Here is a 12,748-nt window from a genome sequence, read left to right on the forward strand (position 1 = left end):
GTGTCGATCACCGCCTCCGCACTGCCGGACACCGCCGCCGTGCCGCCCGCCCCGCAAGGGGGCGCGGCGGCCCGGCGCGGGCCCGTCATCCCCCTGCGTTACGTCGTCGGCCGCCTGGTCGGGGCCGCTGTGAGCATGTTGGCCGTGGTGTTCACCGGCTTCTTCCTGTTCCGCGTCGTGCCCGGCGACCCGGTGCGGTCCCTGACCCGGGGCCGGGCCATGACCAACGCCCAGTTGGCCACACTGCGCCACCAGTTCGGCATCGACAAGCCGCTGATCTCGCAGTTCGGCGACTACACGTCCCGGATCGTGCGGGGCGATCTGGGCACGTCCTACCAGTACAAGACCTCTGTCAGCTCTCTGATCGGCAGCCACGTCTGGGCCACGGTCTACCTGGTCGGCACCGCGACGCTGATCTCGGCGTTCCTGGGGCTGCGGATCGGCGTGCGCTCGGCGTGGCGGAACGGCAGCCGTTCGGACCGCGCCAACACCGGCATCGCGCTGGTGCTGTGGTCGATGCCGACGTTCTGGCTCGCACTGATCATGATCATGGTGTTCAGCGTCGGCTTCGGGCCGATCCCGGGGATGTTCCCGACCGGCGGGATGAGCTCGCCGAACGTGCACGGGCTGTTCCCGGTGATCTGGGACCACTTCCGGCACCTGGTGCTGCCGTGCCTCACGCTGGTCGCGGTGCTGTACGCGCAGTATCTGCTGACGATGCGCGCCACGCTGCTGGAGGAGGTCGGCTCCGACTACCTCACCACGGCGCGGGCCAAGGGGCTGCGGGAGGACGACGTGCGGCGCAAGCACGCCGTGCCGAACTCGATGCTGCCGGCCGTCACGCTGGTGTTCCTGAACCTGGGCACCGCGGTGTCCGGCTCGATCCTGGCCGAGACCATCTTCTCCTGGCCGGGGCTCGGGTCGCTGTTCTACGAGGCGCTGACCGTGCCGGACCAGCCGCTGCTGGAAGGGCTGTTCATCTTCTTCTCGGCCGCGGTGATCGTGATGAACCTGCTGGCCGAACTGCTCTACCCGATCCTCGACCCGAGAGTGCGCACATCGTGATCGCCGACTTCCGCCGGCGGCGGGCCGGGATGGTCGGCCTGGGCTTCCTGGTGCTGACCGCCCTGGTGGCCCTGGCCGCCCCGCTGTTCATCTCCGCCAACGACCTGTCGGCGGCCTTCGCCCCGGGCCTGCCGCGGCGGGCCCCGTCGGGCCATTTCCTGCTCGGCACCGACGCCTACGGCCGGTCGATGGTGGACGTCACGATCTGGGGCGCGCGGATCTCGCTGACCGTGGGCGTGCTGGCCACGCTGCTGGCGGTCGGGATCGGGGCGCTGGTCGGGGTGGTCGCCGGGCACTTCGGCGGCTGGACCGACACGGTGCTGATGCGCGTCACCGACTGGTTCCTGGTGCTGCCGGTGCTGGTGCTGGCCACCGCGCTGGCCTCGGTGCTGACCCCCGGGGTCGGGACCGTGGTGGTGGCGATCGGGGTGACGGCCTGGCCGACCACGGCGCGCGTGGTGCGGGCGCAGACGCTGTCGGTGGAGTCGCGGCCGTACATCGAGCGGGCCAAGGCGCTGGGCGGCGGGCACTGGCACGTGATGCGGGTGCACATCCTGCCGAACGTCATGCCCCTGATGCTGGCCCAGGCCACGCTGACGGTGTCGGCGGCGATCCTGACCGAGGCGACGCTGGCGTTCCTGGGCCTGAGCGACCCGACGAAGGTGTCCTGGGGCACCACCCTTCAGCTGGCCCGCAGCGTCGGGGCGTTCAGCGCCGGGGAGTGGTGGATCCTGATGCCCCCCGGCGTCGCGATCGTCCTGGTGGCGCTGGCCTTCACCCTCGTCGGCCGGGCGCTGGAACAGGTGCTCAACCCGCGGCTTCAGGAGCGGATGTGACAAAGACAGTGCACGACGACGCGGTCCAGAACCAGGCGTCGGGCGGCGATGTGCTCAGGTTGGAAGACCTGCACGTCTCCTACAAGACGGCGGCCGGGCCGGTCCCGGCGGTGCGCGGCGTCGACCTCGCCCTGCCCGCCGGCGGCCGACTGGGCCTGGCCGGGGAGTCCGGCTGCGGCAAGTCCACGCTGGCCGCCGCGGTGCTGCGGCTGCTGCCGAAATCGACGAAGATCACCGGGAAGATCCTGCTGAACGGCGAAGACGTCCAGGCCATGACCTGGGGCCGGCTGCGCGCCGTGCGCTGGGCCGAGGCCTCGATCGTCTTCCAGGGCGCGATGCACTCGCTGAACCCGGTCCGCCGGGTCGGCGACCAGATCGCCGAGCCGATCCTGCTGCACGACAAGAGCGTCTCGCGCGCCGCCGCCGACCGCCGGGTCGCCACCTTGCTGGACCAGGTGGGCCTGGTCGCCGCGCGGGCGTCGGCCTACCCGCACGAGCTCTCCGGCGGGCAGCGGCAGCGCGTGATGATCGCCATGGCCCTGGCCTGCTCGCCCCGCCTGATCGTGGCCGACGAGCCGACCACCGCGCTGGACGTGATGATCCAGGCCCAGATCCTGCGCCTGATCGGCGAGCTGGTGACCGAGCACGGCATCAGCCTGCTGATGATCAGCCACGACCTGGCGGTGCTGGCAGAGCACTGCGACCGGCTGGCGGTGATGTACGCCGGCCGCATCGCCGAGGAGGGACCGGCCGACCAGGTGTTCGCCGACGCCCGGCATCCCTACGGCCGGGCGCTGGCCGGCGCCTTCCCGCGCATCGGGGACGCCGCCTCGCGTCGGGGGCCGCGCGGGCTGCCCGGGGACCCGCCGGATCCGGCGCGGCTGCCGCCGGGCTGCACGTTCGCGCCGCGGTGCCCGATCGCCGCGGACGAGTGCTTGACGGCCGAGCCGCCGTTGGTGGCCGCGGGTCCGGGGCGGACAGCGGCTTGTGTGCGGATGGACGTTCTGCGGGAGGCGTTGTGAGCGCGGAGGTGGAGATGGGAGCGACCGGCGAGCCGCGACTTGGAGGGGAAGAAGCGGTGCCGGAGCAGCCGGCCGCAGAAGCTGAATCGGAGACTGCGACAAGCGAACCGGCCGGCAAGCCCAATCCCCCAGTCCTGTCCGTCCGAGACCTCTACGTCACCTTCCGATCCCGCCACGGCCGCGGCCGGGCGCGCGCCGTGGACGGCGTCGACCTCGACATCGCGCAGGGCGAGATCGTCGCGCTGGTCGGCGAATCGGGCTGCGGCAAGTCCACCCTGGCTCGCGCGCTGACCGGGCTCGTCGTGCCGACCGCCGGGCGGGTGCTCCAGGACGGCAAGCCGGTGTCCTACCGGGCCCGGGCGTTGAAGGCGTATCGGCGCGGCGTGCAGTTGGTGTTGCAGGATCCGACCGGTGCGTTGAATCCGCGCCGCAGTGTCTACGAGGCCGTGGCTGAAGGCTTGCGCATTCACGGCAAGTCCGCGCTCGGCGACTTCCCCAACGAGAAGGCCAAGGTCGCCGACGCCCTGTCGCGCGCCGGGCTGCGTCCGCCCGAGCGGTTCATCGATCAGCATCCGCATGAGCTGTCCGGCGGGCAGCGGCAGCGGGTGGTGATCGCCGGGGCGTTGGTGCTGGATCCGCAGGTGCTGGTCGCCGACGAGCCGGTGGCGTCGCTGGACGCCTCGGTGCGCGGCGAGATCCTGAAGCTGATGCTGGATCTGCGCGCCGGGGCCGGGTTGTCGGCGCTGGTCGTCACGCACGACTTGGGGCTGGCGTGGAACATCGCCGACCGGGTCGCGGTGATGTATCTGGGGCGGATCGTGGAGACCGGGACCGTCGAGGAGGTCCTGACCGATCCTCAGCACCCTTATACCAAGGCTCTGCTTTCGGTGGTCGCCGAGTCCGACCGGGAGCCGGTGATCCTGTCCGGGGAGACGCCGGACTCGGCCGCGATCCCGCCGGGCTGCCGCTTCCATCCGCGCTGTCCGCTGCTGGCCTCCGGTGAGGCCGAGCGGCTGGGCGTGGCCGAGCAGTGCCGGACCGTCGATCCCAAGCCGCTGCCCTCGGGCGGGCGGCACGCTGCCTGCCACGCGGCCGCCCTGGTCGCCCTGGCCGCGCCAAGCGCACCGAACGCACCTGAAGCACCGATCGCACCAAAGAACGCTCCCGCTCCCCCATCCTGAACAAGACGAAGGAGCCCCATGAGACGCCCCCCGAGGCGCAGAGCACTGATTCCCGTCGTCGCCACCGCTCTGGTGGCGGCCGCCGCCGCGGTCGTGCCGGCCGCGCACAGCGCTGCCGCGGCCGGCAGCCCGATGGCCGGTCCCAAGGCGGGCCCGTCCAGCCCCGCCGACCCGGCCGGGCGGCAGGCCGCGTTCGCCGCGGCGGCCGCCGAGTTCGGCGTGCCGCTGCCGGTCCTGCTGTCCGTGTCCTACAACGAGTCGTTGTGGGAGGCGCACGGCGGCAAGCCCAGCTTCTCGGCCGGCTACGGCCCGATGAACCTGACGAACCTGACCCAGGCCGAGCTGAACAGCGCCGGTTTCACCAGCACCTTCCGCAGCCCGGATCTACTGACCGCGCCGTCGCTGCACACCGCGGCGAAGGCCGCCGCGCTGGCCGGGGTCGACCTGGCCACGGCCGAGACCAACGACGTCCAGAACATCCGCGCCGGGGCCGCGCTGCTGGCGTCCTATGAGAAGCAGTACAACCACAGTGTCCTGCCCCCGGCGCTGGACCTGTCGGGCTGGACGGTCGGCGTCGCGCGCTACGCCGAGGCCTCGGAGACGAAGGTCGCGCAGGTCTTCACCGACGACGTCTTCACCACGATCCGCACCGGCCAGTCGGCCACCACCCAGGACGGCCAGACCCTGTCGCTGCCCGCGCAGCCGTGGGCCTTCGACGACCCGAACGGCGCCAAGCGGCTCGGCCTGGTCAGCGTGGTCCCGCCGGCCGACCCGGTCCACGACCCGTCCCAGATCAGCGCCCCGGAGTGCCCGGCGGACCTGGACTGTAGCTACTCCCCCAGCGGCTTCTACCAGCTCAGCGCGACCGACAAGTCGGACTACGGGGACCACGACCCGGCGAACCGTCCGGTCACCACCGACATCCGCTACATCACGCTGCACGACAACGAAGAGACCAACGACGGAACGCTGTGGCTGTTCCACGACCCGTCGTACTTCGCCTCGGCGAACTACGAGGTGCGCTCCGAGGACGGCCACGTCACCCAGCTGCTGCCGACCGAGGACATCGCCTGGGACAGCGGCAACGAGTCGTTCTACCAGCACTCGGTCGGGATCGAGCAGGAGGGCTACGCGATCGACGGGGCCACCTGGTACAGCGAGGCGATGTACCACTCGACCGCCGCGCTGGTCCGCTACCTGGCCGCGAAGTACGACATCCCGTTGGACCGGCAGCACATCCTCGGGCACGACAACATCCCCGGCAGCAGCGACGGCAGCATCGCCTCGCAGCACTGGGACCCGGGGCCGTACTGGAACTGGTCGCACTTCATGGACCTGGTCGGCGCCCCGATCCACGCCGACGCCCCGCCGTCGTCGAACGTGGTGGCCGTCAACCCGGTCTTCCAGCTGAACCAGCAGGTGGTCTCCGGCTGCCAGAACATCCAGGACCTGACGCCGTTCCCGGGGCCGTACCACGGCGCCGAGTGGCCGAACCTGAACGGGCCCTGCCCGGCCAGCTACTACAAGGACATGCCGAAGCAGCCGACAAGCTTCGTGTTCCTGCGCACCGCTCCCAGTGACAGCGCGCCGCTGCTGTCCGATCCGTACCTGCACACCGACGGCTCGGCCGGCACCATCCAGGCCGACGACTGGGGCGACAAGGCCAGCGCCGGGCAGGAGTTCGTGGTCGCCGACCGGGCGCCGGGCGGCTGGATCGCGATCTGGTACGCCGGGCAGAAGGCGTGGTTCCACAACGACTTGGGGCCGGTCAGCGCGGCTCCGGTGAAGGCGCTGACGGTGACGCCGAAGCCGGGCAAGGCGACGGTGCCGGTGTACGTCGAGTCCTTCCCGGAGGCCTCGGCCTACCCGGCGGCGTTCACCAGCTGGTACGGCGGCGTGCCGCGCTCGCAGCGGATCGCGTCGAAGTACGTGCTGGCCGCCGGTCAGGCTTACGTCACCGACGGGAAGCCGCTGCAAAGCGACTGGTTCAACGCCTACAACATCGACGGGTCGGCGTTCATGGACCAGACCGACTTCAAGGGTGCGACGCAGTACTACCTGATCACCTACAACCACCGGATGGCGTTCGTGAACGCGGCCGATGTGAACGTGGTGGCCTCCACGTCCTGACGGCGCGCGGCAGATCGGCGAGCGGGCGGACGGCGAACGCGCGGTCCGCCCGCTCGCTGTCCGCCGTAACCGGTCCCGGTCCCGGACCTGGCCGTAACCGGTCCCGGTCCCGGACCTGGCCGTAACCGGTCCCGGGCCTGGCCGGAACCGTTCTCAGGCCCGGGTTCGCATGCCAGACTGTGTCAGGCACCGACCAGTCCGGCAGCGCCCAACACCTGGGCGTGAAGGCCACGCCAGGAGGACCCATGCCGTCCGCTTCCCCCGCCGCCTCGGCTCCGACACCGGCCGTCCCGGCCGCGGGCCCCGACCGCGCCGCCGCCGGGACGGGCCTGCGCCGGCCGGCCGCGCGGACCGGCGTCGTGCTGGGCGTGGAGGCCGGGTCGACGCTGGTGGAGGCGGTGGTCGCCACGGTCGGCGGCGAGGTGATCGGGCGCGGGCGCTCGGCCCTGGCCAACCCCACGGCCCTGCCGATCCCGGACGTCGTGGCGCACCTGAGCGACGCGGTCCGGCAGGCGATGGGCACGGTCACCCCGGCGTCGGTGGCCGGCGTGGTGGTCGGCGCGGCCGGCATCCTGCGCTACTCCCGCGGCCCCAGCGCCGAGGCCCTGGCCAAGACCTGGGTGGACGCCGGTCTGACCTGCCCGGTCCTGGTGGTCGCGGACCCCGTGACCGCCTTCGCCGCCGGCACCCCGCGCCCCAGCGGCTCGGTCCTGATCGCCGGCGCCGGCTCGATAGCCGCCCGCGTGGAGGGCGAGGAGGTCACCGCCCGCATCGACGGCAACGGCTGGCTGGTCGGCGACGACGGATCCGGGTTCTGGATCGGGCGCCAGGCGGTGCGCGCGGTGTTCGCGGCCCTGGACGGCCGCGGTGAGCCGACGCTGCTGGCCGAGGCGGTCCTGTCCACGGTGACCGACGACGTGGTGCCGCAGTCCACCGGCGAGCAGATCGCGGCGCTGCGGGACGCGGTCTACGACGGCCCGCCGATCGCCCTGGCGGCACTGGCCCCGCTGGTCTCGGCGGCGGCGACGGTCGGGGACCGGGTGGCGCAGCGCATCGTGGACCGCGCGGTCAGTCTCCTGATGGCCACCGCGACCGCCCTCACCGGCGACAGCTCCGAGGAGCCGCTGGTCCTGGCCGGCTCGCTGCTGACGGCGCCCGGCCCGATCGGCGCCGAGGTGCAGCGGCGGCTGGCCGAGCACCACGGCGGGACGCCGCTGATCGCGGCGCCGGGCGCGGTGGGCGCGGCCTGGCTCGCGGCGCGGGTCATGGAGCCGGGGATCGACGCCGGGGTGCATGCCCGGCTGGCGGCGGGGGCCGGGGTCGGTTGCGCGGAGTAGGCGACGAGGCGGAGCCTGGTGCGCGGAGTAGGCGACGGACCGGGGTGCGAGCAGCGGTCGGTGAGCACGGCGGTGCCGTCCAGGTTCAGGTGCCCTGCCGTCAGGTGGTCGTGAGTCGCTGGAAGGTGTCGGCATTGCGGGCGCACCAGTCCGCGAAGGTCCTCGGCCGACGCCCGAGCAACCGCTCCACGGTGTCGGTGCGGAATCCGACCGTGTCGGCACGCATCAGTGTGAATCCTTCCGTGATGGCCTCGGCGAGCGCCGGCGGTGCCCCGTGGGGGAACCGCGCCTGCACGGCTTGCGCGGGTGTGGCGGCTTCACGGATCTCGATGTCGAGTCCGGTCGCCTTGGCGAGTATCCGGACCTGCTCGGCGACGGTCATGAGTTCGTCGCCGGTGGGGGTGTAGTCCTTTCCGTCGTGGCCGTCCTCGGTGAGGACGAGGGCTGCGACGGCGGCGATGTCCGCCGGGTCGATCAACGCGTAGCGGCCGGGGCCGATCGGGTCGATCACGTAGCCTCCCGCGCGGAGGGTGGGGACCCAGTCGAAGGCGTTGGACATGAAGCCGCCGGGTCGCAGGAACGTGGCGGGGACGCCGGAGTCTCGGACGATCTGTTCGCGCTGGTGGTGCCAGCGGCCCATGGCGGGCATGGGGTCGCCCAGGACGTTGAAGGATGACAGGTGCACGATGTGTTCCACCCCGGCGGCGACAGCAGCGGCGACTGCGTTGGCCGTGTGCTCGGTGCCGATGCCCGGGGTGAGCAGGAACAGCTTGTCGGTTCGGTGGAACGCGGGGGCCAGTGTCGCCGGGTCGCCCAGGTCCCCGACGGCGCGTTCGGCACGTTCGGGGAGGTCGGCGGAGCGGGCAAGGTCGCGGACGAGGATGCGGAAGTCGGCGTGCTTCTCGTCGAGTTCGCGGACGAGTTCGCGGCCGATATTCCCGGTGGCTCCGGTGATCAGGATCATGATGGCCCCCTCAGGTCGTTTGCCGTCTAACGATCGAGAACGCTAGCCGGTTAATGATTAGCCGTCAATCGATTCGCCGCGGCTAGGATTCGGGCATGCCCGAGTTCCTGGACCTGCACGGCAAGACCTCGAAAGCGCTGCGGGGCGTGGTCGAGACCGCGATGCGGCGCCACGGGCTCCACGCGGGGCAGGACCTCGTGCTCGCGCTGCTTTGGGAGCAAGACGGCCGCACGCCCGGCGAACTCGCCGCCGCACTGCACGTCACGACGCCCACCATCGTCAAGGCGGCCAACCGCATGACCGCCGCCGGACTGCTCACCCGGCGGCGCGACGACCGGGACAACCGGCTCGTCGGGCTCTGGCTCACCGACGCCGGACGCGCCCTTCAAGCCCCGATCGAGGCCGAGCGACAGCTCATCGAGGAGACGGTCACCGCGGGTCTCACCGAAGCCGAACGCGAGCAGCTCATGAGCGCCCTGATCAAGATCCAGCGGTCGGCGAGCGACTTGGCGCGGCCGACGACCGACACGTCGCGGGGTACCGGCCGAAGAGATTTCCAGGAGGGCCGTCGAATCGAGGCCGACCGTTCGACGTAAGGGTGTCAGGCAACGACAACCACCTGGAAGGACAGCCCCCATGGCTCAGTACGCGATCCTCATCTACGCGAAGGCCCACGTTCAGGCCGGCGAGGTCATTCCCGGGGCGCGTGAGGCGCATGACCGCCACTTCGAGGACATGGTGGAGTCCGGCGCCCTGGTCGCGGCATTCGCGTTGCAGCCCGCCGCCGACACCGCGACGTCGATCCGCGGCGACGTGGTGACGGACGGCCCGTTCGTCGACGCCAAGGAAGTCATCGCCGGCTTCACCATCATCGAGGCGCCCGACCTGGATGCCGCTTTGGCGATCGCTCGGGCCAATCCCGCCACCCAGCAGGGCGGCGGCGTCGAGGTGCGGCCCGTCGAAGGCGGCTTCATCGCGGATCGACCCGCCGCGGCATGACGCCCCGGCCAGAGGTCGAAACGGCGGTCGCGGACGCGCACCGTCACGGGTGGGCCCTGGTGCTCGCCGCGACGGCGCGGGTCGCGCGCGACCTGGACCTGGCCGAGGAGTGCGTGCAGGAGGCGTATGCCGCAGCCCTGGCGAGTTGGGCCCGCGACGGTATCCCCAACAACCCGCAGGCCTGGCTCACCACCGCGGCCAAGCGCCGCGCGATGGACGCGTTACGGCGCGACCAGACGTTCCGCTCGAAGCTCCCGCTGCTGGTGGAGCCCGAGGGGACCCAGGCCGAGGTGGCCCTCGACGAACCGGCTGCCCTCGATCCGGAAGACGTAGTGCCGGACGAGCGGCTGCGACTGATCTTCATGTGCTGCCATCCGGCGTTGGCGCGGGAGGCGCAGTCGGCGCTCACGCTGCGGCTGGTGTGCGGGGTGACGACCGCCGACATCGCACGGGCGTTCCTGGTGTCGGAGCCGACGATGGCAGCCCGGATGACCCGGGCGAAGAAGAAGATCTCCGCTGCGCGGATCCCCTTCCGGGTGCCGGGAGCGGCTGAGCTGCCGGATCGACTGCACGCGGTACTCGGCGTGATCCATGTGCTGTTCACCGCCGGACACACCGCGCCGTCCGGCGCGTCGCTGGTGCGTACAGACCTTGTGGACCAGTCACTGCGACTGACCCGGACGCTACGGGAGCTGATGCCCGACGAGCGGGAGGTGCGGGGGCTGCTCGCCCTGGTGCTGGTCACCGACGCCCGGCGCGCCACCCGCATCGACGCCGACGGTCGCCTGCTCCGCTTGGAGGACCAGGATCGCTCGCTGTGGGACCGCTCGGCGATGGCCGAGGCGCACGACATGATCGTGGACGGACTGCGCGGCGGGCGACCGGGGCGCTATGTCCTACAGGCGGCCATCGCCTCGCTCTACGCCGAGGCGCCGTCCTACGACCAGACGGACTGGCCACAGATCGTGACCCTGTACGACGAACTGCTGTCAGTGTGGCCCTCACCGGTGGTGGCGTTGAACCGCACCGTCGCGGTGTCGATGGTCTCCGGGCCGGAGCAGGCGCTGGAACAGGTTGCAGAGTTGGAGAAGGACAGCCACCTCGCGAGATACCAGTACCTGCCGGCGATCAAGGCGGACCTGCTACAGCGGCTGGGCCGCCCGCAGGAAGCCTCGATCGCCTACCGCCAGGCGCTGGAGCTGGCCGGGAACGACACCGAGCGCGTGTTCCTGGCCGAACGACTCGCCGGACTCAGTGGTGGATAGGTACCGGGCTCTCGGCCGCCTCGGCTTCGCCATCCTCCGAGGCCAAGGTCGACCAGCATGTCGGTGATGCTGTTCCCTCAACGGCTTCGCCAGCATGGCGGCAGCCGGCAGCCGGCAGCCCGGCTCGGCGGCGCTGCGAATGCATCCGGCGCGAGTCGGGCGCGCGGGCCGATCCTCTACGCGTTGAGCTGATTTCGCCGCCGCGGTCAGCCGATCCGCGCAGCGCTGCCCGGCCCGCCCCGCCTGCCGTCGTTGCGCCTGGTCCGGCCGGACCTGCGGCAAGAATCCACATCAACCCAGAAGCGCCGATCCGTCCTGCGCCGGTTCCGCCCGGGTCCCGGGTTCGCCCCTGTCCACCTGCCATAGTGCCACTCAAACGGGGAGCGTCCCAGATCGGGCGGGCGGCGTCAAGGGTCTGCGATGGCGTTGAGTTGTGGTGCGCACTCTGGCAAGATCCCACACAACGCCACAGGGGCACATCCGGTGCCCGGGCGGGGCGAGGTCGGAGGTGGCGGCATCCATGGCGGACCCGTGCGTGGTGGGGCTCGACGTCGGGGGTTCGCATTCGCGTGCCGTGCTGGCCACCGTCGACGGGCGCACGCTGGGTACCGGGCGGGCCGGCGGCGGGAATCCGACCGTGTTGGGGGCCGGGGCCGCCATCGCGAACATCGTCGCGGCGTTGAAGGCCGCGCTGGGCCCGGTGCCCGGCGAGCGGGTCGGCGCGTGCGTGGTGGGGCTGGCCGGCGTCAGTACCCTGATGGCCGATCCGCGCGCGCCGCGGGTGCTGGAGCAGGCCTGGGCGGATGTCGGGCTGACCTGTCCGGTGCAGGTGCTCTCGGACGTGACCGTCTCCTTCGCCGCCGGCACCCCCGCCCCGGACGGGACGCTGCTGGTCTCCGGCACCGGCGCCGTCGCCGCCCGCATGCACGACCGCCTGCCGGCCCGCTTCCGCGACGGCTACGGCTGGCTGCTGGGCGATGAGGGCTCCGGCTTCTGGATCGGACGCCAGGCCGCCCGGGCCGCGATCGCCGCCGCCGACGGCCGGGAGCCGATGGCCGAGTTGGCCAAGTCGGTGCTCGCGCACTTGCTGGACCACCCGGAGAACGGTGCCGAGAACGGTCCGGGGGCTGATCCGGGGACTGATCCGAAGGCCAAGCCGGACGCCGGTTCGCACCCCGGTTCAGACGCCGGTCCCGAAACGGCCCCGAGCCAAGCCGTGGAACCCGATGCCGACCCGCGCGCCGCTACCGCCTCCGGGCGCAGCGCCCCCGGCGGCACGTCTGGCAGCACGCCCGGCGCCGCACCCGACCGCGCGCCAAACCGGACGTCTGTCCCCACCGAAACCCAAATCACCCAAACCCCAACCGTCCAACACCCGTCAGCCCCCGTTCGCCCGGCCGCCACCGGCCGGCTCCCGGTCCCGGCCAGCATCGGCGAGGGCTTCACGCTGCGCGGCCGCCGGCGCGCCGCCGAGCTGGTCCGGGCGGTGACGGCGCAGCCGACGGTGGCGCTGTCCAGGCTCGCGCCGCTGGTGATGGCGGCGTACGAGCTCGGCGACCCGGCGGCGGCGCGGATCGTCGCCGAGGCGGCGGAGGTGCTGGTGGAGAGCCTGGCCGGGGTCGGGCCGGTGGCCGGGGAGCCGGTGGTGCTGGGCGGTTCGGTGCTGGTCAGCCGCTCGCCGGTGTTCCAGGCGGTGACCTCGGCGATCGGCCGGCGCTGGCCGGACTCGCCGGTCGGGCTGGCCGCGGACGGCGCGGCCGGGGCGACCTGGCTGGCCGCGCGGCAGGTGCTGGGGGCCGCCGCGGCGGCCGCCGGACACGCGGCGTTCACCCGCGCCGACCATCAGTTCGCAGAATTCTCATAAACAGTCGTTGACTGTTGTTGTTTTCCCGCTACATTGGCTGATGCCGAGCGGCGGCGAACACCGTTGCGAAACAGCACCCTGACGC

11 protein-coding genes are annotated in these 12,748 nt (G+C 72.1%); 10 read left to right on the top strand and 1 reads right to left on the bottom strand.

All coding sequences use genetic code 11. The features are described 5' to 3' along the window. The 6 genes from IZR01_RS07215 (at position 1) to IZR01_RS07240 (ending at position 7,571) form a co-directional block, all read left to right on the top strand. A complete protein-coding gene (locus IZR01_RS07215) occupies positions 1 to 1,065 on the top strand; it encodes an ABC transporter permease (RefSeq protein WP_194894557.1) in 1,065 nt (354 codons plus the stop codon). 29 nt (positions 1,066 to 1,094) lie between these two features. Then, a complete protein-coding gene (locus tag IZR01_RS07220) occupies positions 1,095 to 1,901 on the top strand; it encodes an ABC transporter permease (RefSeq protein ID WP_228559009.1) in 807 nt (268 codons plus the stop codon). Between the two features lie 50 nt (positions 1,902 to 1,951). Then, entirely contained in the window at positions 1,952 to 2,923 is a 972-nt protein-coding gene (locus IZR01_RS07225) for an ABC transporter ATP-binding protein (protein ID WP_438939632.1), read from the top strand. A gap of 14 nt (positions 2,924 to 2,937) precedes the next feature. Continuing rightward, positions 2,938 to 4,104, top strand: a complete 1,167-nt coding sequence (locus IZR01_RS07230) for an ABC transporter ATP-binding protein (RefSeq protein ID WP_228559010.1) — start codon at positions 2,938 to 2,940, stop codon at positions 4,102 to 4,104. A gap of 18 nt (positions 4,105 to 4,122) precedes the next feature. Continuing rightward, the gene (locus IZR01_RS07235) at positions 4,123 to 6,234 is read left to right on the top strand and encodes an N-acetylmuramoyl-L-alanine amidase (RefSeq protein WP_194894560.1); all 2,112 of its coding nucleotides are present in this window, start codon (positions 4,123 to 4,125) and stop codon (positions 6,232 to 6,234) included. A 245-nt stretch (positions 6,235 to 6,479) separates the two neighbouring features. Continuing rightward, a complete protein-coding gene (locus IZR01_RS07240; RefSeq protein ID WP_194894561.1) occupies positions 6,480 to 7,571 on the top strand; it encodes an N-acetylglucosamine kinase in 1,092 nt (363 codons plus the stop codon). Between the two features lie 100 nt (positions 7,572 to 7,671). Here IZR01_RS07240 and IZR01_RS07245 read toward each other — a convergent pair whose 3' ends face one another. After that, a complete protein-coding gene (locus IZR01_RS07245) occupies positions 7,672 to 8,535 on the bottom strand; it encodes an NAD(P)H-binding protein (protein ID WP_194894562.1) in 864 nt (287 codons plus the stop codon). 95 nt (positions 8,536 to 8,630) lie between these two features. On the opposite strand from IZR01_RS07245, the gene IZR01_RS07250 reads away from it, so the two are divergent. From IZR01_RS07250 to IZR01_RS07265, 4 genes are all read left to right on the top strand, one after another. Next, positions 8,631 to 9,131, top strand: coding sequence for a MarR family winged helix-turn-helix transcriptional regulator (locus IZR01_RS07250; RefSeq protein WP_194894563.1), 501 nt, complete (start codon positions 8,631 to 8,633; stop codon positions 9,129 to 9,131). A gap of 40 nt (positions 9,132 to 9,171) precedes the next feature. Continuing rightward, positions 9,172 to 9,534, top strand: a complete 363-nt coding sequence (locus IZR01_RS07255) for a YciI family protein (protein WP_194894564.1) — start codon at positions 9,172 to 9,174, stop codon at positions 9,532 to 9,534. After that, positions 9,531 to 10,799, top strand: a complete 1,269-nt coding sequence (locus tag IZR01_RS07260; protein WP_194923355.1) for an RNA polymerase sigma factor — start codon at positions 9,531 to 9,533, stop codon at positions 10,797 to 10,799. Before IZR01_RS07255 ends, IZR01_RS07260 begins: the two co-directional genes overlap by 4 nt. 520 nt (positions 10,800 to 11,319) lie before the next feature. Further along, positions 11,320 to 12,663, top strand: a complete 1,344-nt coding sequence (locus tag IZR01_RS07265) for a BadF/BadG/BcrA/BcrD ATPase family protein (protein ID WP_194923356.1) — start codon at positions 11,320 to 11,322, stop codon at positions 12,661 to 12,663. The last annotated feature ends 85 nt before the right edge of the window (positions 12,664 to 12,748 follow it).

It is taken from the genome of Catenulispora pinisilvae (assembly GCF_015356865.1).
Taxonomy (GTDB): Bacteria; Actinomycetota; Actinomycetes; order Streptomycetales; family Catenulisporaceae; genus Catenulispora; species Catenulispora pinisilvae.